This is a genomic window from uncultured Cetobacterium sp. (assembly GCF_945952365.1).
Lineage (GTDB): Bacteria > Fusobacteriota > Fusobacteriia > Fusobacteriales > Fusobacteriaceae > Cetobacterium_A.
Genome location: NZ_CAMFHX010000019.1, coordinates 1 through 25,146, shown reverse-complemented (window position 1 = coordinate 25,146; position 25,146 = coordinate 1). Strand labels below are relative to the sequence as shown.

Annotated in this window: 26 protein-coding genes, 1 tRNA gene and 1 riboswitch; of the genes, 9 read left to right on the top strand and 18 right to left on the bottom strand. The window is 30.1% G+C overall.

Annotated features, from left to right (window positions below):
• Positions 1 to 47 precede the first annotated feature (47 nt).
• From Q0O83_RS07900 to Q0O83_RS07885, 4 genes are read left to right on the top strand one after another with little or no spacing between them, the layout of a single operon-like run.
• Complete coding sequence (locus Q0O83_RS07900) at positions 48 to 851, top strand: hypothetical protein (RefSeq protein WP_294095980.1); 804 nt, start codon at positions 48 to 50, stop codon at positions 849 to 851.
• A gap of 16 nt (positions 852 to 867) precedes the next feature.
• A complete protein-coding gene (gene rplI / locus Q0O83_RS07895) occupies positions 868 to 1,314 on the top strand; it encodes a 50S ribosomal protein L9 (RefSeq protein WP_294095978.1) in 447 nt (148 codons plus the stop codon).
• A 6-nt stretch (positions 1,315 to 1,320) separates the two neighbouring features.
• Positions 1,321 to 2,661, top strand: coding sequence for a replicative DNA helicase (gene dnaB / locus Q0O83_RS07890; protein WP_294095976.1), 1,341 nt, complete (start codon positions 1,321 to 1,323; stop codon positions 2,659 to 2,661).
• 19 nt (positions 2,662 to 2,680) lie between these two features.
• Positions 2,681 to 3,898 carry a U32 family peptidase gene (locus Q0O83_RS07885; RefSeq protein ID WP_294095975.1) on the top strand — a complete coding sequence of 406 codons (1,218 nt, stop codon included), beginning with the start codon at positions 2,681 to 2,683 and terminating at the stop codon, positions 3,896 to 3,898.
• Positions 3,899 to 3,939: 41 nt separating this feature from the next.
• On the opposite strand, the gene Q0O83_RS07880 is transcribed toward Q0O83_RS07885, so the two are convergent.
• From Q0O83_RS07880 to recQ, 8 genes are all read right to left on the bottom strand, one after another.
• On the bottom strand, positions 3,940 to 4,725 hold the full coding sequence (locus tag Q0O83_RS07880) for a peptidylprolyl isomerase (RefSeq protein WP_294095974.1): 786 nt from the start codon (positions 4,723 to 4,725) through the stop codon (positions 3,940 to 3,942).
• 45 nt (positions 4,726 to 4,770) lie between these two features.
• A complete protein-coding gene (locus tag Q0O83_RS07875; protein ID WP_294095973.1) occupies positions 4,771 to 5,544 on the bottom strand; it encodes an ABC transporter permease in 774 nt (257 codons plus the stop codon).
• Positions 5,537 to 6,382, bottom strand: a complete 846-nt coding sequence (locus tag Q0O83_RS07870) for an ABC transporter permease (protein ID WP_294095972.1) — start codon at positions 6,380 to 6,382, stop codon at positions 5,537 to 5,539. The genes Q0O83_RS07875 and Q0O83_RS07870 overlap by 8 nt, the downstream gene beginning before the upstream one ends.
• The gene (locus Q0O83_RS07865) at positions 6,383 to 7,501 is read right to left on the bottom strand and encodes an ABC transporter ATP-binding protein (RefSeq protein ID WP_294095971.1); all 1,119 of its coding nucleotides are present in this window, start codon (positions 7,499 to 7,501) and stop codon (positions 6,383 to 6,385) included.
• Between the two features lie 131 nt (positions 7,502 to 7,632).
• Positions 7,633 to 8,193, bottom strand: a complete 561-nt coding sequence (gene raiA, locus Q0O83_RS07860) for a ribosome-associated translation inhibitor RaiA (RefSeq protein ID WP_294095970.1) — start codon at positions 8,191 to 8,193, stop codon at positions 7,633 to 7,635.
• Positions 8,194 to 8,245: 52 nt separating this feature from the next.
• Positions 8,246 to 8,926 (bottom strand): ABC transporter ATP-binding protein, encoded by a 681-nt coding sequence (locus Q0O83_RS07855; protein ID WP_294095969.1) that lies wholly within the window; start codon positions 8,924 to 8,926, stop codon positions 8,246 to 8,248.
• Positions 8,919 to 10,082 carry an ABC transporter permease gene (locus Q0O83_RS07850; protein ID WP_366515958.1) on the bottom strand — a complete coding sequence of 388 codons (1,164 nt, stop codon included), beginning with the start codon at positions 10,080 to 10,082 and terminating at the stop codon, positions 8,919 to 8,921. The genes Q0O83_RS07855 and Q0O83_RS07850 overlap by 8 nt, the downstream gene beginning before the upstream one ends.
• A 19-nt stretch (positions 10,083 to 10,101) precedes the next feature.
• Positions 10,102 to 12,021, bottom strand: a complete 1,920-nt coding sequence (gene recQ, locus Q0O83_RS07845) for a DNA helicase RecQ (protein ID WP_294095965.1) — start codon at positions 12,019 to 12,021, stop codon at positions 10,102 to 10,104.
• A 134-nt stretch (positions 12,022 to 12,155) separates the two neighbouring features.
• Between recQ and mnmH the strand changes: the two genes are divergently transcribed.
• Positions 12,156 to 13,196 (top strand): tRNA 2-selenouridine(34) synthase MnmH, encoded by a 1,041-nt coding sequence (gene mnmH, locus Q0O83_RS07840; protein WP_294095963.1) that lies wholly within the window; start codon positions 12,156 to 12,158, stop codon positions 13,194 to 13,196.
• Positions 13,159 to 13,734: a hypothetical protein gene (locus tag Q0O83_RS07835; protein ID WP_294095961.1), complete on the top strand. Its 576-nt coding sequence runs from the start codon at positions 13,159 to 13,161 to the stop codon at positions 13,732 to 13,734. Before mnmH ends, Q0O83_RS07835 begins: the two co-directional genes overlap by 38 nt.
• Here the strand turns inward: Q0O83_RS07835 and Q0O83_RS07830 are convergent, their stop codons facing one another.
• The 9 genes from Q0O83_RS07830 to yedF all read right to left on the bottom strand — a co-directional run bounded on the left by Q0O83_RS07830 (position 13,735) and on the right by yedF (position 22,092).
• Complete coding sequence (locus tag Q0O83_RS07830; protein WP_294095959.1) at positions 13,735 to 14,301, bottom strand: xanthine phosphoribosyltransferase; 567 nt, start codon at positions 14,299 to 14,301, stop codon at positions 13,735 to 13,737.
• Positions 14,298 to 15,575: a selenium cofactor biosynthesis protein YqeC gene (gene yqeC / locus Q0O83_RS07825; protein ID WP_294095957.1), complete on the bottom strand. Its 1,278-nt coding sequence runs from the start codon at positions 15,573 to 15,575 to the stop codon at positions 14,298 to 14,300. The genes Q0O83_RS07830 and yqeC overlap by 4 nt, the downstream gene beginning before the upstream one ends.
• 28 nt (positions 15,576 to 15,603) lie before the next feature.
• A complete protein-coding gene (locus Q0O83_RS07820; protein WP_294095956.1) occupies positions 15,604 to 17,856 on the bottom strand; it encodes a molybdopterin cofactor-binding domain-containing protein in 2,253 nt (750 codons plus the stop codon).
• Positions 17,843 to 18,307, bottom strand: coding sequence for a 2Fe-2S iron-sulfur cluster-binding protein (locus Q0O83_RS07815; RefSeq protein ID WP_294095955.1), 465 nt, complete (start codon positions 18,305 to 18,307; stop codon positions 17,843 to 17,845). Before Q0O83_RS07815 ends, Q0O83_RS07820 begins: the two co-directional genes overlap by 14 nt.
• Complete coding sequence (locus Q0O83_RS07810; protein ID WP_294095953.1) at positions 18,307 to 19,101, bottom strand: FAD binding domain-containing protein; 795 nt, start codon at positions 19,099 to 19,101, stop codon at positions 18,307 to 18,309. The genes Q0O83_RS07815 and Q0O83_RS07810 overlap by 1 nt, the downstream gene beginning before the upstream one ends.
• A gap of 27 nt (positions 19,102 to 19,128) precedes the next feature.
• Positions 19,129 to 20,478, bottom strand: a complete 1,350-nt coding sequence (locus Q0O83_RS07805) for a nucleobase:cation symporter-2 family protein (RefSeq protein WP_294095951.1) — start codon at positions 20,476 to 20,478, stop codon at positions 19,129 to 19,131.
• 140 nt (positions 20,479 to 20,618) lie between these two features.
• Positions 20,619 to 20,716: riboswitch (purine riboswitch) on the bottom strand.
• A gap of 390 nt (positions 20,717 to 21,106) precedes the next feature.
• A tRNA-Sec gene (locus tag Q0O83_RS07800) sits at positions 21,107 to 21,200 on the bottom strand.
• Between the two features lie 29 nt (positions 21,201 to 21,229).
• Entirely contained in the window at positions 21,230 to 21,505 is a 276-nt protein-coding gene (locus Q0O83_RS07795; RefSeq protein WP_294095949.1) for a DUF3343 domain-containing protein, read from the bottom strand.
• Positions 21,505 to 22,092 (bottom strand): sulfurtransferase-like selenium metabolism protein YedF, encoded by a 588-nt coding sequence (yedF, locus tag Q0O83_RS07790; protein WP_294095947.1) that lies wholly within the window; start codon positions 22,090 to 22,092, stop codon positions 21,505 to 21,507. The genes Q0O83_RS07795 and yedF overlap by 1 nt, the downstream gene beginning before the upstream one ends.
• Positions 22,093 to 22,262: 170 nt before the next feature.
• Here yedF and Q0O83_RS07785 point away from each other — a divergent pair, with 170 nt between their 5' ends.
• Positions 22,263 to 23,687, top strand: a complete 1,425-nt coding sequence (locus tag Q0O83_RS07785; protein ID WP_294095945.1) for an amino acid permease — start codon at positions 22,263 to 22,265, stop codon at positions 23,685 to 23,687.
• A gap of 61 nt (positions 23,688 to 23,748) precedes the next feature.
• Here the strand turns inward: Q0O83_RS07785 and Q0O83_RS07780 are convergent, their stop codons facing one another.
• Entirely contained in the window at positions 23,749 to 24,180 is a 432-nt protein-coding gene (locus tag Q0O83_RS07780) for a HEAT repeat domain-containing protein (protein WP_294095943.1), read from the bottom strand.
• A gap of 115 nt (positions 24,181 to 24,295) precedes the next feature.
• Between Q0O83_RS07780 and Q0O83_RS07775 the strand changes: the two genes are divergently transcribed.
• Positions 24,296 to 24,553, top strand: a complete 258-nt coding sequence (locus Q0O83_RS07775) for a hypothetical protein (protein WP_294095941.1) — start codon at positions 24,296 to 24,298, stop codon at positions 24,551 to 24,553.
• Between the two features lie 29 nt (positions 24,554 to 24,582).
• A partial coding sequence (locus Q0O83_RS07770; protein WP_294095938.1) for an IS607 family transposase occupies positions 24,583 to 25,146 on the top strand: 564 nt, incomplete at its 3' end.

Sequence of the window (25,146 nt, the reverse complement as noted above, 5' to 3'; positions counted from 1 at the left end):
ACTCTACCTTTATGGTATAATTATCCTGAATGTATTTAGGAGGAACAATGTTTTTAATAACAGGAATAATAATAGCGGCGTTGTTTTTAGTTTCAACGTTAATGCCTTTTTTAAGTTGGGTACTACCTTTTTATAAAATAAAGAAATTAGAAAATGCAGATATAAGAACTAAAATCATAGCAAATGTAATCGCTATTGCTGCTATAGCTTGGGTGGATGTAAACTATTTGATAACTTATATAGGAGTTTTCTGTTCAATAGAGATTCTATATTATACATTTAAAAAATATGGAAACAAATTGGGTGAATTTGATAAAATTTTTATCACAAGTTTAATAGTTGGATCTTTAATTTGTGGATATATCTATTTTAATAGAGTAGGATTTAATATAGGATTTGAAAATTTAAAAAATATGTATATTCAAAAGACAACGTTTACTCAACATGAAGTTGATATGGCTTTTAAGTTTATGAAGGATAATTTTATATACTTAACTTTTGCATACATGGGAATGACAGTATTTTTAACAAATTATTTTTTAAATAAAGAAAGTTTCATGGATTGGGATGCATCATATTTATGGTTAATACCGTACATCATATTATTCTTTGTGAAAGAATACTCTCAGTTCAATGGAATATTTATAGAGAATACAATAGAAGTTCTAAAAATTATTTATATAATGTACTTTATAAAAATAGTTACAGGAACATTAAATGAAAAAGTAAAAAAACAATCTTTATGTTTCACTGTAGGAGTTTTTCTAGCATTAATATCTCCAGAGTTCGCTTTTATTTTTGGCGGATTAGCAAGTGGAATAAAAATAAAAATAGTAAAAACAAGAAGATAAATTAGGAGGAATTTTTATGTCAAAGATACAAGTAATTTTAACAGCAGATGTGGCAGGACAAGGAAGAAAAGGAGAAATCGTAAGTGTTTCTGAAGGTTATGCTAAAAACTTCCTATTAAAAAACAATAAAGGTATTGTAGCAACTCCTGAAGAGTTAAAGAAAATAGAGAATAAAAAATTAAAAGATGCTAAAAAAGCTGAAGAAGATAAGAGAAAATCAATTGAAATAAAAGCACTATTAGAAAGTAAAAAATTAGCAGTATCTGCAAAAATTGGAGATAACGGAAAGTTATTCGGTGCAATAACTAACAAAGAGATTTCAGCAGAGTTAAAAAAAGAGTTTGGATTAGATATTGATAGAAAAAAAATAGAATGCACGATTAAGAGCTTAGGAGAGCATAAAGTAGTTGTAAAGTTACATACAGATGTAAAGGCTGAGGTTTTAGTGGTAATTAAAGGATAGTGAAATATGGAAGATATAGAAAAACTTAGAAAAATTCCAAGTAGTTTAGAGGCTGAAAGATCTGTATTAGGAGGTATATTTTTAAAACCCGATATATTTAGTGAGGTTATAGAAATAATATACTCAGCAGATTTTTATAAAATGGCTCATAAAATAATTTTTGAAGTAATGCAAGAGGTTTATAATTCAGGAGAATCAATAGATCCAATTATTGTAATGGATAGATTAAAAAGAAAGGATAAGTTTGATGATATTGGTGGTGAAGCAATTTTCTATGAGATAATAGAAGAGGTTCCAACAGCAGCAAATATTTTAACTTATGCAAAGATTATAAAAGAGAAAGCTACTTTAAGAAAGCTTGGAGATATAGGAACTAAGATAGTAGAGATGACATATGAAGGATATGAGGATGTAGATACTATTTTAGATAAAGCTGAGGGAATGATATTTAAAGTTGCCGAAAGTAAAGAGTCAAAAGATATAATTAGTTTAAAAGAGGTTGTAACTAACGAGTTTGAAAGGTTAGAGCAACTTCTTCAAAATAAAGGTGTAACAACAGGAATATCAAGTGGATTTAAGCACTTTGATGAAATGACAAGTGGATTCCACCCATCAGATTTAGTAATCCTAGCAGCAAGACCATCAATGGGAAAGACCGCCTTTGCTTTAAACTTAGCTTTAAATGCAGCTATGAAAGCTGGTAAAGGAGTTTTAGTATTCAGTCTAGAGATGTCTAGTTCACAGCTATTACAAAGACTTTTAGCTATAGAAGCTGGAATAGGATTACAAAAGATAAGAAATGGTTTCTTAGGTGAAGATGACTGGGGAAAATTAGGAATAGCGAGTGGAAAGTTAGCAAATGCTGAAATAAATATAGCGGATGTTCCAAATGTAAATGTTTTAGAGATTAGATCAATTGCTAGAAGATTAAAAGCTGCTGGAAGATTAGATATGATTTTAATTGACTACTTACAACTTATAAAAGGAACAAGTGGAAAATCAGATAACAGACAGCAAGAGATTTCGGATATATCAAGATCGTTAAAAGGTATAGCAAGAGAGTTAGATATCCCAATAGTGGCTTTATCACAGCTATCTCGTGCCCCAGAACAAAGAGCTGATAGAAGACCAATGCTATCAGATTTAAGAGAATCAGGAGCTATCGAGCAAGATGCGGATATGGTTGTATTTTTATATAGAGATGATTATTATAATGATGATTCAGATCAAAAGGGTATAACAGAAGTAATAATAGGTAAACAAAGAAATGGACCGGTTGGTACTGTGAACTTGAAATTCTTCCATGAAATTACAAAGTTCGGAGATTATACAACTAAGGTTGAATAGAGAAAGGTGAGAGAAAAGAATGAAAAGAGCAGAATTATTAGCTCCAGCAGGAAATATGGAAAAGTTAAAAATGGCTTTCCACTATGGAGCAGATGCAGTATTCTTAGGTGGAAAAATGTTTAACTTAAGAGCTGGAAGTCACAACTTTAATGATGAGGAGTTAAAAGAGGCAGTAGATTACGCACATTCAATGGAAAAAAGAGTGTATGTAGCTTTAAACATAATCCCTCATAACGATGAGTTAGACTTATTACCTGATTATGTAATGTACTTAGAGAAAATTGGAGTAGATGGGGTTATCGTTGCAGACTTAGGAGTATTCCAAGTTGTAAAAGAGCACACAAACTTAAATATAAGTGTAAGTACTCAAGCAAGTAACACAAACTGGCGTTCAGTAAAAATGTGGAAAGATTTAGGAGCTAAAAGAGTAGTTTTAGCAAGAGAGATATCATTAGATAATATTGCTGAGATTAGAGCTAAAGTACCTGATATCGAGTTAGAAGTATTTGTACATGGAGCTATGTGTATGTCTATTTCGGGAAGATGTCTATTAAGTAACTATATGACTGGTAGAGATGCTAATAGAGGAGATTGTGCTCAATCATGTAGATGGAAGTATAACTTAGTTGAAGAAACTAGACCAAATGAATATATGCCTGTTTATGAAGATGAAAGAGGAACTTATATATTCAACTCAAAAGATTTATGTACTATAGAGATTATAGATAAAATATTAGATTTAGGTGTAGATTCTCTTAAAATTGAGGGAAGAATGAAAGGTATTTATTATGTTTCTAATGCTGTAAAAGTTTATAAAGATGCTCTAAATAAATACTACTCAGGAGAGTATGAGTATGATCCAACTTGGATGGAAGAGATTCAATCAACTTCAAACAGATCTTATACTCAAGGGTTCTACCATGGACAACCAGGAGAGGAAGCTAATAACTATAACGATAGAAACTCATATAGCCAAACTCATCAATTAGTTGCAAAGATTGAAGAGAAAATTGGAGATAATGAGTATGTGTTAGGTATTAGAAATAAAGTTTTAGAAGGTGAATCTTTAGAGGTTATAACAACTTCAGGAAAGCCAAGAGTAATAACTATGCCTAAAATGACACTGATTACTAAATCAGGTGAAGAAGAGGTATCAGCAGCTAATCCAAACTCAGTTGTAAGAGTAACTTTAGATGGTGGATTTGAAGCTATGGATATGATAAGAAGAGTTAAGTAATAGAATAAAAGTATAAAAAAAAGAGGTAGATACCTCTTTTTTTAGTTATTTTTAACTTCTTTCATTTTTCTTTCAGTTGCTCTGATAAATCTAGGGATGAACCATTCCTTTTCTTCATCAGTTTTAGCATCTTTTTTAGTGTAGATTCCTTTTAACTCATCATAATAAGCTTGAACATCACCACTAAATTCAGATTTATCTTTTATTGGATATTTTTTTAGATTAGGAAACTCTTTATCTAAAATAGCATTCCATTCTTTAATTTGTGATTCATGTAAAGATAAGAATAAATCGATATCTCCTGTAAATTTAATTTCTTTTATAACATCTCCAACTTCAAGTTTTTTGATATTATTGAAATCTTTTTCTTCTATAAATTCACCAAATATAGTATGCTTATTGTTTAACCAATCAGCAGGATAAAGTGTAAAGAAAAATTGTGATCCACCAGTTTCTGGACCAGTATTAGCCATAGCTAACATTCCAGGCTGATAGAAATCTAACCATTTAGAGAATTCATCAGGAATAGAATAACCAGGACCGCCATCTCCTCTACCAGTAGGGTCTCCACCTTGAACAACAAAGTTTTCAACAGCTCTATGTATTTTTGTGTTGTCATAGAAACCTCTTTTTGCAAGATTTATGAAATTAGCTACAGTTATAGGTGAAGCTTCAGGATATAGATAGAAACTAATATCACCTTGTGTTGTAACAAACGTAGCTCTGATATTGTTATATTTTACCGCTTGAGTCTTACTAGTTGATGAACAAGCTGCCATAACAACTAATAACATCACTAGAGATAGTAATTTAATGATTTTTTTCATATGTACCCTCCTGTATTTACTGCTAGTATTATACTATATAAGAACCTATTTTACAAAGTACTTTTGTAAACTTTTTGTAGAAAGTGTCAGTGCTATTGATAAGACAATAAGTAAAACAGATAACGCATTTACAACAGGTGAAACCCCTAATCTAATCATAGAATATATTCTAAGAGGAAGAGTAGAAGAACCAGGTCCCGCAACAAAGAACGTAGTAACAAAATCATCAAGTGATAGAGTTAATGACATTAAAAATCCTGAGATTATAGCAGGTGTAAGCATAGGTAAAATTACTTTTTTTAACGTTTGAAACTCGTTAGCACCTAAATCATAAGCTGCTTCAACGATAGAGTAATCAAACTCTCCAAGTCTAGATAAAACTATAAATAGAACAAACGGAATATTGAATGTCGTATGAGCTATGAAAATACTCGTAAGACCTAATTGTAATTTAACTGTTGCAAACATAATTAAAAGAGAAACTCCTAAAATTATATCGGGTATAACTAAAGGTAAAAAAGTTATAACTTTTAAATAGTTTTTATGTTTAAAGTTATACCAGTGTAAACCGATAGCACCAAGTGTTCCTATTAAAGTTGAGATAGTACTAGAAATAATACCAATAAATAAACTATATTTAAATGCTTTCCAAATATTGTCAGAATAAAGGAAAAGTTCTTCATACCACTTTAAAGAAAATCCTTGCCAAACACTTGATCTACCTTCGTTGAAAGAGTATATTACAAGGATTAGCAGAGGTAAATAAAAGAATATCATAGATAGAACGAAGAAAAATAGGGATGTTCTTCTTTTATTCATTGTCAGCCTCCTTAGATTTTTTTTCAGCTCTCATAAATATTAAAAGAGCGATTGATGTAATTAAAATAAGCATAGCTGATATAGCTGCAGCTAAAGGCCAGTTTCTAGTTACAGTAAGATGCTGAGCAATAACTGTACCTAGCATAGTTGCCTTTGTTCCACCAACTAATTTAGGAATAGCATAAGATCCCATAGATGGAATAAATGTGAATAATACTGCTGTAATAATACCAGATTTTATATTTGGTAAAAATACCTTTCTAAAAGCTTGGCTATTAGTTGCTCCTAAGTCTCTTGCAGCCTCAACTAAAGCGAAATCAAATTTTTCGATAATTGCATAAAGAGGTAATATTGCAAATGGCAAACTAGTGTATACTGTAATTAAAATTACTGATCCCGTATTGTAAAGAAGTTTTAAAGGTGTATCAATAATCCCTAACTTCATTAAAAAAGTATTTAAAAAACCGTTAGAACCAAGAATAGATATCCAAGCATATATTCTTATTAAAAAGTTAGTCCAAAATGGAATAATAACAAGAATTAATAGCTCTTGTTTAAATTTTGATCTAGCTATAAAATAAGCTGTTGGAATAGCTAAAGCTACTGTTAAAACAGTTACAATAGCTGAAATATAAGCAGTTCTAAAAAGAATTTTTAAAAATACAGGTTCAAAAAATACATTAAAGTTTTTTAAGGTGAAAATCATTTGAACTCCACCATAAGTTCCTTTTGTTAAAAAGGCATAACTTAAAACAATAAGCATAGGAATAACAAAGAATACAGACATCCATAAAGTCAATGGAATACTATATAAACTTCCAGAAGAGAGTTTTTTCAATTATATCACCTCTACTAAGAAACTATCGTCAGCATGCCAAGATATATAAGCATCTTCATTCCAGTGTATTGTATCATTGTCATCTTCATCAAAATAAACAGCATGTTGTTTGAAAGCTTTGAATAATAAGTTTTTATCTCCATCTACCCAAACGAAATACTTACTTTGGAATCCAGAGTAGATAAGCTCATCTACATAAACTTTTAGAGTATTGTGTTTGTCTGAAAGTCCTGTAGGAATTTGTTTAGAAACTCTAATTTTTTCTGGTCTAATAGAAACTCTAATTTTGTCTCCTACTTTAACTACTTTATCAAGCTCAAAAACAAGGTTACCTAATTTTTCTGTTTCAATTCTACCGTAAGTCTCATCAAAGATTTCAGTTACAACTCCATCAAAGAAGTTATTCTCACCAATAAAGTCAGCTACAAATGTATCTGCAGGAGCTTCATAAACCTCAGCAGGTGTTCCCACTTGTAAAACTTCACCTTTATTCATAACAGCGATTCTATCAGAGATAGATAGTGCTTCTTGTTGATCATGGGTAATGAATATAAATGTTATTCCAACTTCATCATGAATATTATCAAGCTCAATCAATAAATTTTGTCTTAGCTTCGCATCTAGTGCAGATAAAGGCTCATCTAGTAATAAAACACCAGGTTTATTTATAAGAGCTCTAGCTATTGAAACTCTTTGTTGCTGTCCACCAGAAAGTTGGTTTGGTTTTTTGTTCATATGTTCTTTTAAATCAACTAGTTCAATAAACTTTTTAACCTCACTGTCTATTGTTTTTTCATCAATTTTTTTGAGTCTCAATGGAAAAGCAACATTCTCATAAACAGTTAGATGAGGAAATAGAGCATATTTTTGAAAGATTGTATTAACGTTCCTCTTATTTGGGGCTAAATCAACTATATTTTCATCTCCTAAATAGATTGCACCGCTATCAGGAGCTATAAATCCTGCAATCATTCTTAAAAGAGTAGTTTTACCACATCCAGATGGACCCAAAATAGAAAAAAACTCTCCATCTTTAATCTCTAAGTTAATATTTTTCAAAACATCAACTCCGTCGAAGCTTTTTTTAATATCGACAATTTTAATATCCGTTTTTTTCAATTTTACCTCCTAATATAATAATAAATTTGTTCACAATAATAATATTTTACCACATTTAATGAATAAAATAAACCAGTTTATTTTTTATAAATAAAAAAGAATCCTAGTAGCACTAGGATTCTTAGAAATATTTAAAAGTGTGCTGGCTCTACATGACCGTAATCGCCATTTCTTTTTTTATAAACTATATTCATATCGTTAGTTTCAGAGTTAGTAAAAACATAGAAATCTTTGTTTAAAGCTTCTAATTGTAAAATAGCTTCTTCAATATCCATAGGTCTAGGATTAACTGTAACACTATCTATTTTCTTAGTAGCTTCTACAGTTATAGAGTTATCTTTAGGCTCAAATGTTATTTTTTTATCAATCACAGGATTATGAGCAACATGATTATTATCTCTTAACTTTTCTTTGTGTTTTTTAATTTGTTTTGCTAAGATATCTGTTACACGATCAATAGCATTATAAAGATCATCATCTGTATAGACACCTTTAATAAGATTTCCATTTACAACTACTTTGGCATCGACTCTTTGTAGAGGTCCTGATTTAGATTTTGTAGCTGATAAAGTAATATTAACTGTTAAAATATTATCAAAATATTTTTTTAATTTTAAAAAGTTTTTTTCACAATGAGATTTAATAGCCTCAGTTAAAACAAGATTCCCGTTAGTAATGTAATTTATTTTCATACAAACCACCCCTTATGGATATTTATGTAGCTTTCTTAGTTTATCTATACACCTATTCTGAAAGAATTCCTTTTTTTAAGAATAATTTTTTATTAGATATTTCAGCAAGCTCTCTCGAATGTGTTACTGTTATAATTGTTTGACGTTTTTTATCATTAATTTGTTTGAAAATATTAAAAATTTTTTCACTTGTTTCATTATCTAAGTTTCCAGTGGGTTCATCAAGTAGAAGAATACTTGGATTGTTTATAAGAGCTCGAGCAATCGCAACTCTTTGTTTTTCTCCACCAGATAATTCCGTAGGTTTATGATTTGCTCTATGATCAACTCCTACCTCTTTTAAAAGGTATAGAGCTCTTTTTTCAATTTCATTTTTTTTAGAGAAATCTTGTGTTAAAGCTGGAATCATAACATTTTCAAGAGCAGTAAATTCAGGTAAAAGATAATGAAATTGGAAAACAAATCCTATAGTTTTATTTCTAATTAAATCTATATTAGAGCTAGTTGTTGATATTTTTTCATTGTTTATATATATGTCGCCAGAAGTTGGAGAATCTAAAAGACCAATCAGATTTAAAAGAGTTGTTTTTCCAGAACCTGATTGCCCAAGAATAGAGATAAAATCACCCTCTTCAATTTTAAGATTAAGATTTTTAATAATCTCTAAAGTTTCAGATTTAGTAGAATAATTTTTACAAATATTTTTAAGTTCTAGAATAGTATTCTTAGTCATGTCTTAAAGCCTCCACAATTTTTAGTTTTCCAGCTCTATAAGCTGGGAAAATACTTGATAAAAATATTAAAATAGTATTTGTTCCTATGATTGTGAATAACTCTTTAAGTGAGAGCTCAATAGGAACCTTAGTTAAGTAATATATAGATGATATACCTGGTAAAGAGTATGTTTTTATGTACCAAAGTAAAAATAGAGAAACAGCTGTTCCAATAAAAATACCTGTAGCACCAAGAAGTACTCCTTGTATTAAAAATATCTTAACGATAGAGCTGTGAGATATTCCCATAGACCTCATAATACCAATATATCTGATTTTTTCACGGACCATAGTATTTAATATAACCCAAACAACAAAGCCGGCTATAATAACGATTAAAGAGAATCCAATTATCATAACAGTTTTTTCAAGAGAAAGAGCTCTCAATAGATTTTGGTTAAGGCTACCCCAAGTTCTGTTAAAAAGACCAGTGTCGCTATAAATTTTATTTGAAACTTTTTCGGCATCGTATGGATTATTTAAAATTAGATCGATTGAACTTACAGTTTCATCTCTCTCAGTTATATACTGAGCAGTTTTAAGTGGTAGAATAATCATAGATAAATCATAATCATAGTAACCACTTTGGAAAGTTGCCATAATTTCGAGTTCTAACTCTTTGTTATTTGCAGAGATAATACTAATTTTATCACCAATTGATCCAGCAATTCTATTTAAAAGCTCATCTCCGATAACAACCCCTTTCATGTTAGAAAGGTCAATGTGTCCTCTTTTAATTTTACTATTTAAGTTAAGTGCTGGAATAGCTTTTTCTAAATCTAAGCCATCTAGTTTTACCCCAGAAACATAAGCCCCTAAAATACCATTGTATTTTACAATTCCTTGAGTTGTAACTTTAGGAATAACCCCTTTCACTTCAGGATAGCTTTTAAAACTATTTTCTAAATCATTGTAGTTTTTTATATTTTCATTTCCAATGACTGTAATATGGCTTGAAAGAGATAGTATACTATCAATCATATTTTTATTTAAACCGTTTGATATACCTATAGAAACAGTTAGAACCATGATTCCGATAGCAATACCAATAATTCCAATAAGACTTTGTTTCTTATGTTCTAAGATATGTTTTTTTGCTATAAAAAGTTCAAACAACATGTATTCACCTCATAATTTAGTTACTAAAAAGAGTTTTTATTAGAATCTCTTTTAGTTCATCAGTAGTAATATTAATATTTAAAGAGCTTTTTAGATTTAAAAGCTGGTTTTCACCTAGATATTTTTCATCAATAATATTGTCAACATGGAGCATATCAATCTCTTGTGGTGATAGTTGATTAATAGTTTTTAAAAAAAGATTACCATAATTTTTAAACTTTTGATTACCGATACCTCTTACTTTTAACATCTCCCAACGATTTCTAGGCTTTTTTTCTGCAAGTTCCATAAGAGTTAAATCTGAAAATATAATATATGGAGGAACCCCTTCTTTTTCTGCAATATCTTTTCTCAAAGAGTTTAAAGTTTCAAAAAGTGGATCCTCAAAATAATCAAATGAAACAGATTCGTTAGACTTTCTAAAAACAGCTTTTATATTTTTTAAAACTTCAAAAGCTTTAGTTGTTAATTTTAATGTTGGAAAACTTCCAGCACTTTGTTCAAGGTAATTTTCAGAGATTAGGTAGTATATAAACTCTTCTAGGTTGACACGGTTATATGTCGACATGATTCCAAATGTAGATAACTTGAAATACTCTTTTCTTTCAATTTTACTGTCAACTTTTCCCATTAAAATATTTGTTAGTGTAGATATACCGATACTCTCCTTTGTACGCCCAATACATGAAAAAATCTTTTGGGCATCTAAAGTAAAGGATTCAATATCTTTGAAATTTTTACAATTCCCACAGTTTCCACAGTAGTTTTTAATTCTTTTATCTCCAAAATATTTTAAAATATACTCACGATAACAACTTTCTAAGTATGCGTAATCAATCATAGCATCTAATTTTTTTCTTTTAGTTCTTTTTAAGTCCTTTGAACTTTCATCGTTTTGTTCAATTAAAAACTCTTGAGTTGAAACATCCTCTTCAAAAAAGAGTAGAATAGCTTCAGAAGGGAGTCCATCTCTTCCAGCTCTTCCAGCTTCTTGATAGTAGCTTTCTAAATCTTTGGGTATATTTCTATGAATAACATATCTCACGTTAGACTTATCTATTCCCATACCAAAGGCGTTAGTAGCAATCATAATTTTAATATCATCTTTTAAGAATTTATCTTGAAATTCAGATCTTTCTTGTTCATCTAGCCCAGCATGATATTTTCCAACACTAAAACCTTTAAGAAGAAGATAGCTATAAAGATTATCTACCTCTTTTCTTGTAGATGCGTATATTATACCAGATTTTTTAGAGTTTCTTTTTAGATACTCAGAGATAAAAGCCTCTGGAACAACCCCTTTTTCAACTTTAAATGTCAGATTATCTCTATCAAATCCGTCGACATAAATTTTAGGGCTTTGTAGAGCAAGTTTTTCAATTATATCTTTTCTAACTTTTCCAGTAGCTGTAGCTGTAAGGGCTAATATTTGAGGTCGTTGGTTAATTTTTTCTAAAAACTGTGGTATTTCTAAATAACTTTTTCTAAAATCATGTCCCCATTGAGATATACAGTGAGCTTCATCAACAGCAATCATAGAGATAGGAAAATCTTTTATAAAGTTAATAAATTTATCACTCATTAATCTTTCAGGAGCGATATAAAGTAGTTTTATACTTTTATTTCTAATTCCAAGAATCAGTTTAACATACTCCTCTTTAGTAAGGGTTGAATTTAAAAATCCAGCTCTTACTCCTAGATATTTTAAAGAGTCAACTTGGTCTTTCATTAAAGAAATAAGTGGTGATATCACAATAGTTAAATGAGGATAAATTAGTGCAGGTATTTGATAACAAATTGATTTTCCTCCACCAGTTGACATAACACCTAAAGTATCTTTTTTTGAAAGTGCATTAGTTATTATAATATCTTGCCCTTTTCTAAAGTTATCATATCCATAAATAGTTTTTAATAGTTCTTTTGCTTTTGTTTTCATAACTTCCTTTCTGTGATAAAAGTTAATTTTATAATAAATTTTATCACATTAAAGATTTTTTTTATATAAATAATATTCAATTTTATTAAAAATCATAGTAGAATATACTATAAGGATAAAAAATGGAGGAAGAGATGATTATAGTAAAATATGAAGATTTATTAAAAGAAAGAAACTACACTCTAATAGATGTAAGAACCCCAAAAGAGTTTGAAGAGGAAGGGATTCCAGGAGCTATAAATATCCCCTTACTTTTAGATGATGAAAGAGTTGAAGTTGGAACAGCATATAAACAAGTTTCTCCAGAGAAAGCAAAAGAATTAGGAATAGAAGCAATATCTAAAAGATTACCAATAATATTTAAAGAAGTGCAAAAACATGCCAAGGGAAGAATTGTATTTTATTGTGCTCGTGGAGGAATGAGAAGTGGATCGATGTCAGCTCTTTTTGCAGCTTTAGGTTATACAACTTGGAAGTTAGAGGGAGGATATAGAGCTTACAGACAGTATATATTAAAAAATACTGGTGAATGTAATAAAGGAATAAAATATTTTGTTTTACACGGAAAAACAGGAATAGGAAAAACAAAGATACTAAACGCTTTAGAGGAGAGAGGATACTCTGTTTTAGATTTAGAGAAAATGGCAGATCATAAAGGTTCATTCTTTGGTGGGGTTTGTGAAAAGAGAGATCAGAGCCAAAAGAGATTTGATTCGTTAGTATTTGATTTTTTACATACAAAAAAGCCAGAGTATGTTTTAGCAGAAAGCGAAAGTAAAAGAATAGGAAATATATATGTTCATGAAGATATATTCCATTCGTTAGGAGAAGGGATTCATATCTCTTTAGAAACGTCGATTGAACATAGATTGCAGATAATAGATGAAGATTACGCAGGAGCTACTTTAGAAGAGTTACAGAAGTGTTTGGATAAAGTTGGAAGATATGTACCAAAAGCAAAGTATCAAGAATATTCAGAGATGTTATCTCAAAATAAGATAAAAGAATTATCAGAAGTTTTAATGGTTGAATATTATGATCCGCTTTATCAAAAAAGTATTGAAAAATATAATTATGACATAGAGATATTCTATGATAATTTAGATGAAGGTGTGGAGAAAGTGGTGAGATATCTAAATGAAAAAGGTATTTTTGGAAAAGAGGTCACTGAATAAAATATTTATTGTGGTGTTGTCATTTTCATTAGGAGTTTTGATATATCTACTATTTAGAAGTAGAAAATTATTTTACTATCAGTTCGTTGAGTTGATATATCTAGATCCATATATAAGAGCAATTAGAAAAATTGTATGGGTTTACAGAAAGCATATACCAAATTGGGTAATATATTCACTTCCAGATGGGTTGTGGTTATTTTCTATGGGAGTTTCGATATTGCATAATAGATATTATTATAAACAAGCACAGAATATATTTAATTTGATATTCATTTCTATAGTTGGAGTTGAGATTTTTCAAGGTATCTATGGAGGACATGGAACTTTTATAGGAACTTTTGACTCAGCGGATGTTATATGCTATATAATAGGTTATATTTTAGCAACGCTGATAGGATATATTTATTGGAGAAAAAATTATAAAGGGAAAGAGATAGAGGATAAAAGTAGGATATTAAAAAAAGAGCGAAGAAAAATCTTGTTAATTGTAATTATTTTTACAATTTTAGGATTTTTCCCAGCTCTAGCTAGCTAATTATCTTAAAGTGATAATATTATTTTCTAGTGATTCTATGATAGCAAGGGATTCTAAGTGGATTCCTTGCTCTTTTAATATTGTACCACCTGGTTGGAACCCTTTTTCAATAACTATTCCAACGCCAGCAAGATTAGCTCCAGCTTGTTCAATGATATTTTTTAAACCAATAATAGCATTTCCCATAGCTAGGAAATCGTCAACAACAAGAATATTATCTTCAGGAGATAAGAATTCTTTTGAAACTGTGATATTGTAATCAGTTTTTTTAGTGAAAGAGTGCACATTTGCATTGTAAGAATCTCCCATAGTAGATGGTTTTTTCTTTTTAGCAAATACCATAGGTACTTTAAAAGCGTAAGCTGCAGCTATACCGATAGCAATTCCAGAAGCCTCAATAGTAAGGATTTTATTTATGTTTTTTCCTTCGAAACGTTTTTTAAACTCTTCACCAATCTCTATCATTAAAACGGGATCAATTTGGTGATTGATAAAGCTATCTACCTTTAAGATAGAGCTGTCAGTCACAGACCCGTATTTTTCAATGTATTCCTCTAATAATTTCATATTTGTTCCTCCAGTGTTTCTAATATTTTTAAATCATTTTGTGTATCTATATCAAAAAACTCAGTTGAGTTTTTAAAATTACATTTTATAAAGTTTTCTCGTTTCAAAATTTCACGTCCACCAGTATCTCCTTTTAAAGCGATTAAATCTTTAAAATAAACCTTAGGAAATAAAATAGGTGCACTTTTTTCTCCATTGATAAATGGAACAATAATTTGATTTGACTTTTGAAACTCTAGAATAATTTTTAAAATAGATTCTTTTGTTAAAAATGGCATATCTCCAGGAATGAAAAGATATCCTGCTAGAGTTGCCTTTAAAGTTCCTAAAACTACAGAGTTGCTTTGCCCAAGCTCAGGATTTTTATTTTCAATAAATTTAAATCCAAATTTTTCAGATAATTTTAAGTGGAAATTATTTTTCCCAACTAAAAGTTTTTCTTTAAAATCTATTTTACTTATATTTTCTAAAGTTATTTCTAAAATAGTTTTATTATTTTTTAGTTTATAACTCAGTTTATCTTCAGAAAATCTTTTTGAAAATCCAGATGCTAAAACAATTGGAGTTATATTTTTGAATCTATAGAAATTATTTTTAAAAATAGATCCAAAATAGATATTCTGAGAGTTACTAATTTTATTAGCAATATTAAAAAAATCTTCGAAGATTTCTAAACTTTCTATTTTATTGAAAAAGAATATTTGTTCTCCTGAAAATTTATTAAAAAATATATTTGAATTAATATACCCTATATAGTCATTTTTTTCAATAGTTTTATTAAAATTAAAGTATTGTTTTTGAAAAAGTTCAAATCTATGAATATTTGTCTCATTTTTTTCTTTCTGTAAAGCCGTAATATCTACAACAGCAATAGTTTTAGTAGTATTTGGAAATATGTTAGGTTCGTTATCTCTCCAACCTTTTAAAGGCTTATTAGCACTTCCATCAGCTTCTATCAATATATAATCAAAATATTTTCTCAACACATTTAAATCTTCAAAATCTGCACTCATAATTTTATTATTCACAACTTCAGGGCAAAAGATATGTATAAAATTATCCTGAGGAGATAAAGTTGAAATCTCCTCAGGATATATGAAAATAAAACTATTATTTTCTGTAATTTCTGGTTTAAATATTTTTGTGGTTGTAGCTATGAGAACAGTTCCATTTTTTTTGAGTGTATTAGCTAGATGAAACATGAGAGATGTTTTTCCACCAGCTCCAGTAATTGATATTATATCACCCTTTTTTATATTGAATAGTTCAATCATAAAGCTCCTCCCGTTTTACTTTTTGAAGTTATAAGTTAAATATTCCCATAAGAACTTTTTCAGCAGTTACAGGTAAGGCTCTAACTCTAACTTTAGTTGCGTTATAAACAGCATCTGCAATAGCAGGAGCAGGAGTATTAACAACAACTTCACCAACAGATTTAGCTCCGAAAGGTCCTGTTTTTTCATAAGAGTTTGAAATTTCTACTCTTATACTTTTACAATCAAGTCTTGATGGTATTTTATATTGCATTAAAGAGTCTGAAATAACTCTTCCTTTTTTATCATACTTTATATCTTCAAAAAGAGCAAGCCCAATTCCTTGTGATGCTCCTCCTTCAACTTGAACCTTAACTAAGTTAGGGTTTATAGGAGTTCCGCAGTCAACAACAGAAAGATAATCAATAACCTCAACTTCTCCAGTAAGAGTATCTACTTCAACTTCAGCGAATCCAGCTATGAATGGTGGTGGTGAAGTTTCTCCTCCCCAAGTTCCAGTAGTTGTAATTTGATTCATTCCTTCAAATGAGATTGAACGCTGTGCAAACTCTTCTAAAGAGACAAGCTTATCTCCAATTTTTAAATCAGTACCAAGATACTCAATTTCATTTATATCAACGTTAAACATTTTTGCAGCGCCTTTAAGAATCTCTTCTTTCATTTTATTAGCAGCGATAATAACAGCATTTCCAGTAACATAAGTTCCACTTGAAGCGTATGCTCCAGGATCGTACGGAGATAAATCTGTATCAGCCGAATGAATTGCAACTCTATCCATAGGAACATCTAAAACTTCAGCAGCCATTTGTGTAAGAACAGTATCACACCCTTGTCCCATATCAGTAACTCCAATCATCAGATTAAAGTCTCCTCTATCTCCAAGTTTAATAGTTGCAGCAGCAGTATCTACTCCAGCAATTCCAGATCCTTGCATAGTAACAGCCATTCCAGCCGCTCTAACTTTATTAGGAGCTACTTCTCTAGGAATAACTCTCTCTTCCCAATTAAAGTTTGCTTTACCAATTTCAATACATTTTTTAATATCTCCACTTGTAATATATTTCCCCTCAGCAGGTTCAACTAAATTTTTCATTCTAATAACTGTAGGGTCAATATTAAGCTCGTGAGCTAACTCATTGATAATAGATTCAACAGCAAATGTACCTTGAGTAGCACCATAACCTCTAAAAGCACCAGCATTCATAGTGTTAGAATAAACTATATTGGCATTAAATCTCATTGGAACAGTATCATAAAGTGGGAAAGTTTTATATGATACAAGAGATGTAACCGTAGGAGCATGCTCTCCATAAGCACCAGCGTTAGAAAGAGCTTTGATATCAATAGCCTTGATATTTCCTTCTAAGTCTGCACCGATTTTTACATCCAATCTCATACCGTGTCTTGTAGTTGTACATGTATGAGTTTCTTTTCTATTATATATAATCTTAGATGGTTTACCAGTTTTTAAAGTAACAAAAGCTGAGTAAATTTCACAAACAGCTGTTTGTTTTCCTCCAAACCCACCACCTATTCTAGGTTTAATAACTCTTAATTTGCTTGAAGGCATCTCCAACGCTCTAGCAAGGTGTCTTCTTACATGGAATGGAATCTGTGTAGAACTAATTGTTGTAAGTCTTCCATTTACATCGAAGTAGCTGTATGATCTATAAGTTTCCATCATAGCGTGCATCTGAGGCTGAGTGTAGTAGGTTCTTTCAAGAATAATATCACTTTGTAAAAATCCATCATCTACTCCAGGTTTTTCAGCATAAGCTTTAGCGGCTATATTTCTTTCTCTTTCATATCCAATTTCAAAATTAGTGTGAACCTCTTCAGGATGAACTAAGATGTGAGAATCAATCGCTTTTTCAAAATCTAAAATAGGTTCTAAAACCTCGTACTGAACTTTAATTAATTTCATAGCTTTTTCAGCAGCTCTTTCATCTTCAGCAGCTATTATAGCAACAGGATCACCTACATATCTAACATACTCATCAAGAATTCTTCTATCGTATGGAGATGGTTCCGGGAAGCTTTGTCCAGCTAAAGTGAATCTAGTTTTGGGTGTATCTTCGTGAGTGTAAACAGCTTCAACACCAGGAACTTTTAAAGCTATCGAAACATCAATAGATTTAATTTTTGCAAAAGCATGAGGAGATCTAAGTAGCTTTATAGTTAGAACATTGTTATTTAGGATTAAATCCTCTGTATAGGCAGGATTTCCTGTAACAACACCCATTCCATCTACTTTTTTGACAGATGTATTAACAATTTTCATTATTCATCTCCTCCATAAAGTTTTTGATAGCTCTAAGTTGAGATACATATCCACTACATCTACAAAGGTTTCCATTTAAATAATGCATAATTTCTTCATCAGTTGGATTAGTTAACTCTTTAATCATAGCAAGTACTGTTAAAGTGAATCCAGGAGAACAAAAACCACATTGCTCAGCACCCTCAGCTGTCATGAAAGAGGCAAATTTTTTAGCTTCTACAGGGAAATGCTCTATTGTAGAGATTTGTTTCCCGGCAGCTCTAGCAGCAAGAGTGCTACAAGAAAGTATAGGCGATCCATTTAAAAGAACTGTACAAAGTCCGCAAGCTCCAGTGTCACACCCTCTTTTAACACTTAGGTATCCCTCTTTTCTTAAAACATCAAGTAGGTAGTCGTCATCTTTAATAAGAATCTCTTTTCTTCTACCATTTATAGTAGTTGTCAATAACATTAATTTAAAACCTCCTGAATTCCTTTTTTAAGTAATGCTGTTAAAAGAAGTTCTCTATATGTCTTAGAACCTCTCATATTTGAATCTAAAGGAATTTCATCTCCAATATATTTAATAGCATTAATAATGTCTTTTTCAATATTTTCACTATTGTTTAAAATATTCATAGTTTTTTGAGCTAACATAGCTTTACCTGGTCTTGAACCAACTGCAATAGTTATTTTACTTTCTGAGTAAGAGATAGCTAAGTTAACAACAGAATAATCTGTTTTACTTTTTCTAACACATTGGAAAGATGTCTTAGATATTTTTTTAGGAATAATAATTTCGACTAAAATATCTTTTCTAATCTCTTTCTCGTTTAAGAAATCTTCTAAAGCTAAAACTCCACCATTGAATAGTTTTATTTTAGCATTTAAAGATAGTAACACAGGTATTAAATCAGAGAAACCATATTTACTAAAAACTGTTGCTCCAACAGTTACGTTACTTCTAAATTGCACACCAATAATATCTTTTAAAGCAGTTTTGAAAATATCACCAAAGTATTCTTTTAAAAGTGAGTTAGTCTCAAGGTTTCTAAAAGTTGTCATAGCTCCTATAGATATAGTCTCTTCATCTTCTAAAATATAGTTTAAATTTAGATTAGATAAGTCAATAGCAACATTCCAAGCAGTATTTCCCATTCTTAAATATGAAGTTCCACCAAGAATAATATTTTTTTTATTTTTTACAAGTTCTGAATATGCTTCTTCAATGGAAGATGCTAGGAAAAATTTTGAAAAAGAAAACAATTTAAAACCTCCAATTGATCTAATTTATTATGCAGCTTTTTTTATAATAGAAATCTCTTCAGCAGAGTCTATTTTAACCTCTTCAGTTTCAAGAGGTAAAATTATATTTAATAAAACAGCTATTGTACCAGAAACAACAATTCCAGATCCTCCAAATATAAGTTTGATACTTTCAGGGAAGATTGTAAGGGCTTCAGGAACATTTCCAAGTCCATATCCAAGACCTAAAGAAACAGCTAAGATAACAGAATTTCTATTTTTTAATGGTTCTTTTGTAATTAAGTTTATTCCACTGATTGAAATCATAGCAAATACCATAACTAAGCTTCCACCAATAACACTAGCAGGAATTATAGTGAAAAGTGCTCCGATTTTTGGAATGAACGCTCCAACAACTAGGAATACAGCTCCAGTAGCAACTACGAATCTACTCATAATACCAGTCATAGCGATGATACCTGTATTTTGACTGAAAGAAGTAGTTGGTAAAACTGAGAATACAGCAGCTAAAGCACTTCCAAGTCCATCTGCAAGAATTCCACCAGATAACTCTCTATCTGTAGTTTCTCTTCCTGCTCCACCCATAGTAACACCAGATAAATCTCCTACAGTTTCAACAGCTGATACTATGAACATTAAAATCATAGCTAAGATAGCGTCAAGATGGAATGCGAAACCAAACATTAAAGGTCTAGGTACTGTTAAATAGTTAGCTTGAACAAGAGGTTGTAAATCCACTTTTCCAAGAATTAAAGCAACGATAAATCCAACAATAGTCCCAATGAAAATAGATCCAGTACTTAAAATCCCTTTTGTAAATTGTTTGAAGAACACAACAGTTATAAGAACAATAGTTCCAATTAATAAGTTCTCTAAAGAACCGAAATCAGGTGCACCTACACCACCAGCAAAACTTTTAACTCCAACTGGTAAAAGAGATAATCCAATAGAAAGAACAACTACACCAGTTACGATAGGTGGGAAGAATTTTCTAACTCTTTTTATAAATAATCCTAAAAGACCTTCAAATAGTCCACCAATTAAAGCCGCTCCAAGAACTCCTTCAAATCCATATCTAGTTCCGATAGAGATTGCAACTGGAACGAAAGCAAAGCTTGTTCCAACAACGATTGGTAATCTAGCACCGATAGGTCCTAAAGTATAAGCTTGAACTAAAGTGTTTAACCCAGCAACAAACATAGAGGCTTGAATAAGTAGTGTCTTTTGTTCAGATGAAAGTCCAAGAACTCCAGCTACTATAATGATAGGTGTGATGTTACTAACAAACATAGCAAGAATGTGTTGTAATCCTAAAGGTAGAGCTGTTTTTAATTCAGGTACTCCATCTAAGTGATAAGGTGATCTGTTTTTTTCCATTTTAATAATCCTCCTAAAATTCTTTTTTGAATTTTACTCAATATATAGTTGGATTAAACTATATAGCAGAAAATAAAAAAAGATTATCTTTTTTCATCTTCTACAAGTGAAAAATAGATAATCTAAAATAGTTAGATAAAAAATCTATTTAATTCACCCATAGTGGCTAATTTAAGGTTAGCCGTAGAAACTTCCGACCGTATTACGGATATATATGAGTAATTCTTTAATTCCTATTGAAAACACTAGGTTAGTGTCTGTGGTGCACTCAAGGTGCACTTAAAATAATTAAGATTATAGTATCACAACTCTTCTAACATTGCAATAATTTTTTCACTAGAAATGAGGTATAGATAAGAATAGATATTTTAGTTGTGAATATTGTTTTGTACTAATTTTCACACTCTAAACAAACTTCAAGATTTGCAAAATATTTAAGATAAAAAGTTTGACAAACAAACAATTATATACTACAATGTGGTCGTAAATGCTGTTATTTACGCCAACCAAAAAATTAGTCAAAAAATTGAAGGCCATTCCCAGGGCCTTCTTTTTTGTATTTTGTATATAAAAATATCTGAAAAATAAAAAAGCCTCACTATATTTAGTGAGGCTGAAATTTTTAAATTGGCGGAAGCGTGTAGGAATCGAACCTACCAGCGATTTGACTCGCCAAGACAGTTTTGAAGACTGCTGAGTACACCAGTAGCTCACCCGCTTCCAATTTATAAAATTATTATAGCATAAAAAATTAAAAATTAAAAGGGGAAAAAGTTTTTTTAAAACCAATTTTTTCACAAAGATAGATACTATATATATTTTCTTCAATATTATTGTTTTTAAAAAGTAAAATTATTTTGTTTATATCTTCTATTTCAGCTTTAATAGAAAACCCACAACTAGATTTTAATTCACCTGGAAGTGGTATTATTTGTACAGAAATTCCAGCTTCAAGTAAAAATTTCTCAATTTTCATAACTAAATGAGTAGAATCAAAGGTTATAATTAAAAATTTCTCAATATTCATTACGGTCTAATCACCTTTTTAGCTTTCATTTGTTGCTCTATAATATTATACATATTAGTTACTGAACCAGTACCTAAAGATGTTTCTAGATGATAGAAGTTAAGACAAGCTCCGCAAGATAAAATTTCGACTCCTCTTTCCTCTAAAGTTTTTAAATCTTTTATAGTTGATTCATTTGAAGCTGTTAAAAATACACCTTTGTTATAGAAAAGAATAGCTTTAGGAAGATTTTCCATCTCTGTAAGCGTATAGATAAATCCTTTCATAAGTGTTTCTCCAAGTGCTGAATCTCCATCTCCCATTTTATCAGAAGCTATAACAATAACAGTATCATCGTTTTCTAATTCAACAGATTCATTTATACTTAAAGGTAAAGGTTTTTTTTCTATTACGATTAAAAAGATATCTCCTTCACTTTTAGAAGAAAAAGAATATCCCATCTCTTTAGAGAATTTTTCAATATTTTCTTTCGAAATTTTATTGTCGACAGATACTTCAACAGTACCTTCTGTTATATTTTTTAAAGCATTTTTAGTCATAATAACTGGCATAGGACAAGTTTGCCCAATTGCATTAACTTTTATCATAAAACTCCTCCTTGTAATTATTTATACACATCTAATTATACAATATTTAAAACAAAAATTATACTTTTAAATTAAGAAACTTAGTGAAATAAAATCGTTGATTTTTACTATAAAAGATGTTACTATAAAGGCTGTTTTTAAAAGAAAATATAAGAAATAGGGAGTTGAGAATGGACAAGAAATATCTATCTGTATCATCTTTAGTAATGATGATATTCTTAGGAGTATTTGGGTTTGGTAATATCGCCAACAATTTTAAAGAAGTAGGAATGTCTTCCGCCACAATGTTAGTGATAGGAATATTTTTTTACTTTTTACCACTGTGTTTAATAATGGCAGAATTCGGAGCGTATGCTAAAGATAGAACAAGTGGAATATACTCGTGGATAGAGATTGGATTGGGAAAAAAAATGGCATATTTTGCAATATGGTCATATTTTATAGCAAATATATTTTATCTACCAACACTAGCAACAAGAGTACCTACATATTTAAGTTTTGGATTATTTGGTGATGCTAATATGTCAAATTCAGAGACAGCATTATTATCACTTGTGGCATTAGTTATATCATTGGTTATTGGAGTTAAATATCAAAAAGCGATAGGAGCTTTATCAAAGCCAGTTGGATATATCTCTTTATTTACAGTTTTAATATTCTTAGTAGCGGGAATATATCTACATCTAACTGGAGGTAGTGCAACAGAATTAACTGTAGATATGTTTACAATAGATGTAGCTTCTAAGACAGAGTTAGCAAAAGCACTAGGGTCGTTTTCTTGGATACTGTTTGCATTTGGAGGCGGAGAAGTTGTTGGTCCATATGTAAATCAAGTAAAAGAGCCTGAAAAGAATTTTGTAAGAGGGTTACTAATAGCCTCGCTTTTAATAGGAGCACTTTACGTTATAGGAATTATTTCGGTTTCAGCATTTGGAACTCAAGAGGATTTCTCAAAGATATCATTGATAAATGCAGTATTAGCTGGATTTAAATTTATGGGAGATAAAATTGGTTTAGGAATATGGTTTGTTAAACTTATGGGATTAGCGTATACTTTAATAACATTGGTAGCACTTATTCTGTGGAGTACATCACTAGCTGCAGGAGTATTTAGTGAGGCACCAGAGGGAACTTTCCCGGATTGGTTAACAAAGAAATCAAAGGATACAGGTATTTTAATAAACGCCTTAGTATTCCAAACAATATTGGCATTTTTATTTATAGCTTTAACAATTTTTGGAGGAGAAGCTGCAGGAGAGTTGTATTATAGAGTTTATGATATGACAACAATGGCACTGATAGTTCCATATTTCTGTTTAGGTATAAGTTATGTATTCTTTAGAAAAAAAGGAGTTAAATCGCCGTTCCAAATCTCTAAGAATAATACTATATCGATGTTAGCTGGAGTTTCAGTATCGTCGATGACGTTTATAGCATTTATATTTGCAGGTTATAATTTTACAGTTCCACTTATTCAACAAATGGAGAAAATAAAATTATATTATGGTGGATTACTGATGTTTATGTTAATTGGAATATCTATTAAATATTTGAGTGAAAAGAGTCATAAAGCAAAAGAGATTAGAAATAAGTAAGAAATATAAACTGAATAGATAAAAAAGTCATAGGTGAAAATCTATGACTTTTTTTTATCTATTATTTTGATAGGTATTTATAGATTCCTCTTATCCAATTATCGAAGTACATATGCTCGTAAGCCATAACATCATACATTTTAGGTGAGATTGTTTGGAAATATTCTTTAAAAAGATCTAAATCAAGAGCTTCCATTCTTGTTTCTCTTTTTATTTTTAAAAACATTTTTCTAATATCGTTTGGTGAGTAACCAGTATTCTTTTTTCCTAGATTGATAACTTCACCATTTTTTTTAAGTTTATTTTTTTGACAAAGTAAGAAAGCCGCTTGTTTAACAGCAAAAACTCTATCAGTTAAAGCCAATTTTATTATTATATCTTTTAAATGTGCATATTTTTCGTCATTTAAATCATATTCTTTGATTTTATCAATAGCTTCTAATCTAACTTTATAAGATAATTCATTTTTTAAATCGTTTATTATTGTTTGCATTTTACACTCCTTATTTTCTACTTAAAGTTTTACATTATATTATAACACAAAATATATTTTAATGTGTATTTATATGTGCTATAATGCTAAAAAAGATTGGAGTAAAAAAGATAAAATGAAAAAAACACTATATATAAGAGAAAGCTCAGAAGAGTGCCAAAAAGTAAAAAAAATGTTTTTGAATAGAAAAGATATAAATATTATAATAGATGAAACTTTATTCGAAAAAAACAGTATAGAAATAACACCAACATTAGTTGTGGAAACTTGGGAAGATGTTTTGATTTTTAGTGGAATAGAAAAAATAGAGGAGTATCTGAGTGATGAACCTACACCTGATTATCCATGTGTTTGTTCAGATGTAGAAGATTAATCAAGGGGGCTTTTAACAGTTGAAATAAAATGAAGTATTATTCAACTAGAGAAATGGTAAAAATTTTAAATGTAACAGGTCAAACATTAAGAAATTGGGATTCTAACGGGAAGCTAGTTCCACATCATAAAACAGATAGTGGATATAGATATTATTCAGAAGAGCAAGTTAATAAATTTTTGGGCATAAACACTGTTAAGAAAAATAGAAAAATAATTGGATATTGTAGAGTTAGTTCTAATAAGCAAAAAGATGACTTAGAAAAACAAATAGATAATGTGAAGCTATATATGTTAGGAAGAGGCTATCAGTTTGAAATAATTAGCGACATAGGAAGTGGTGTAAACTATAATAAAAAGGGGTTTAATAAACTGGTTAATCTTATAACAGATGGAGAAGTTGAAAAAATAGTTATTCTTTATAAAGATAGATTACTTAGATTTGGGTATGAACTTGTTGAAAACCTTTGTAAAAAATATTCAGTAGAAATAGAAGTAATTGATAACACTGAAAAAACAGAGCAAGAGGAACTTGTAGAAGATTTGGTTCAAATAGTTACTGTTTTTAGCTGTAGGCTTCAAGGTAAGAGAGCC

What these genes read in the sequence shown, in the direction of transcription:
- yqeC (WP_294095957.1), bottom strand. Translation starts at nt 15,575, where the DNA reads ATGATTGAACTATTCAATATAAAAAAGGGTGATATAATATCAATTACT.
- raiA (WP_294095970.1), bottom strand. Translation starts at nt 8,193, where the DNA reads ATGAAAATAAATTACATTACTAACGGGAATCTTGTTTTAACTGAGGCT.
- Q0O83_RS07875 (WP_294095973.1), bottom strand. Translation starts at nt 5,544, where the DNA reads ATGAATAAAAGAAGAACATCCCTATTTTTCTTCGTTCTATCTATGATA.
- yedF (WP_294095947.1), bottom strand. Translation starts at nt 22,092, where the DNA reads ATGATAAAAGTTAATGCAATTGGGCAAACTTGTCCTATGCCAGTTATT.
- Q0O83_RS07880 (WP_294095974.1), bottom strand. Translation starts at nt 4,725, where the DNA reads ATGAAAAAAATCATTAAATTACTATCTCTAGTGATGTTATTAGTTGTT.
- Q0O83_RS07815 (WP_294095955.1), bottom strand. Translation starts at nt 18,307, where the DNA reads ATGTTATTGACAACTACTATAAATGGTAGAAGAAAAGAGATTCTTATT.
- Q0O83_RS07780 (WP_294095943.1), bottom strand. Translation starts at nt 24,180, where the DNA reads ATGCAAACAATAATAAACGATTTAAAAAATGAATTATCTTATAAAGTT.
- Q0O83_RS07805 (WP_294095951.1), bottom strand. Translation starts at nt 20,478, where the DNA reads ATGGAAAAAAACAGATCACCTTATCACTTAGATGGAGTACCTGAATTA.
- Q0O83_RS07855 (WP_294095969.1), bottom strand. Translation starts at nt 8,926, where the DNA reads ATGACTAAGAATACTATTCTAGAACTTAAAAATATTTGTAAAAATTAT.
- dnaB (WP_294095976.1), top strand. Translation starts at nt 1,321, where the DNA reads ATGGAAGATATAGAAAAACTTAGAAAAATTCCAAGTAGTTTAGAGGCT.
- Q0O83_RS07835 (WP_294095961.1), top strand. Translation starts at nt 13,159, where the DNA reads ATGAAAAAGGTATTTTTGGAAAAGAGGTCACTGAATAAAATATTTATT.
- Q0O83_RS07775 (WP_294095941.1), top strand. Translation starts at nt 24,296, where the DNA reads ATGAAAAAAACACTATATATAAGAGAAAGCTCAGAAGAGTGCCAAAAA.
- Q0O83_RS07820 (WP_294095956.1), bottom strand. Translation starts at nt 17,856, where the DNA reads ATGAAAATTGTTAATACATCTGTCAAAAAAGTAGATGGAATGGGTGTT.
- Q0O83_RS07785 (WP_294095945.1), top strand. Translation starts at nt 22,263, where the DNA reads ATGGACAAGAAATATCTATCTGTATCATCTTTAGTAATGATGATATTC.
- Q0O83_RS07795 (WP_294095949.1), bottom strand. Translation starts at nt 21,505, where the DNA reads ATGAATATTGAGAAATTTTTAATTATAACCTTTGATTCTACTCATTTA.
- Q0O83_RS07900 (WP_294095980.1), top strand. Translation starts at nt 48, where the DNA reads ATGTTTTTAATAACAGGAATAATAATAGCGGCGTTGTTTTTAGTTTCA.
- mnmH (WP_294095963.1), top strand. Translation starts at nt 12,156, where the DNA reads ATGATTATAGTAAAATATGAAGATTTATTAAAAGAAAGAAACTACACT.
- Q0O83_RS07830 (WP_294095959.1), bottom strand. Translation starts at nt 14,301, where the DNA reads ATGAAATTATTAGAGGAATACATTGAAAAATACGGGTCTGTGACTGAC.
- recQ (WP_294095965.1), bottom strand. Translation starts at nt 12,021, where the DNA reads ATGAAAACAAAAGCAAAAGAACTATTAAAAACTATTTATGGATATGAT.
- Q0O83_RS07885 (WP_294095975.1), top strand. Translation starts at nt 2,681, where the DNA reads ATGAAAAGAGCAGAATTATTAGCTCCAGCAGGAAATATGGAAAAGTTA.
- rplI (WP_294095978.1), top strand. Translation starts at nt 868, where the DNA reads ATGTCAAAGATACAAGTAATTTTAACAGCAGATGTGGCAGGACAAGGA.